This is a genomic window from Corallococcus praedator, assembly GCF_003612125.1.
GTDB lineage: Bacteria > Myxococcota > Myxococcia > Myxococcales > Myxococcaceae > Corallococcus > Corallococcus praedator.
Genome location: NZ_RAWI01001489.1, coordinates 1 through 379 on the forward strand (window position 1 = coordinate 1; position 379 = coordinate 379).

The following is a 379-nucleotide window of genomic DNA, read 5'->3' on the forward strand; positions in this document are numbered from 1 at the left end:
TTCTTACTCAAGTTCTTCATCTCGCGGGTTCCGGTGCGGTCGCCTACATCACCGCTCGCAACATCCGCGATCCGCAAACCCGTCCCAACATGCTGGCCGGGTTTCAGCTTGCCGAATCTGGCTCTGTGCCCATGCTTCAAGCTTTGAGCCAGCGAGCCGCTGAGGAAGGAGATCTGTGGCTGTCTGAACGGCTCTATCGCCATGCCCAAGACGAAAAGCGCCACGGCCAAATTTTTGCCCACGCGCTCAAGCAGCTTGACAAACAGGTGGTTGACTTCACCAAGCTGCCCAAAAAGACGGGCGAACAGCCGCAGCGCAGTCCATTTTTTGACGCCTATTTTGAGGGCTACACTAGCGCAGAGCTAAAGCCGCAAAACAT

At 55.9% G+C, this 379-nt stretch carries 1 protein-coding gene; it reads left to right on the forward strand.

Annotated elements, in window-relative coordinates; all coding sequences use genetic code 11:
- On the forward strand, nucleotides 1-379 hold a 379-nt coding region (locus D7Y13_RS45020; protein WP_208734781.1), incomplete at both ends, for a hypothetical protein.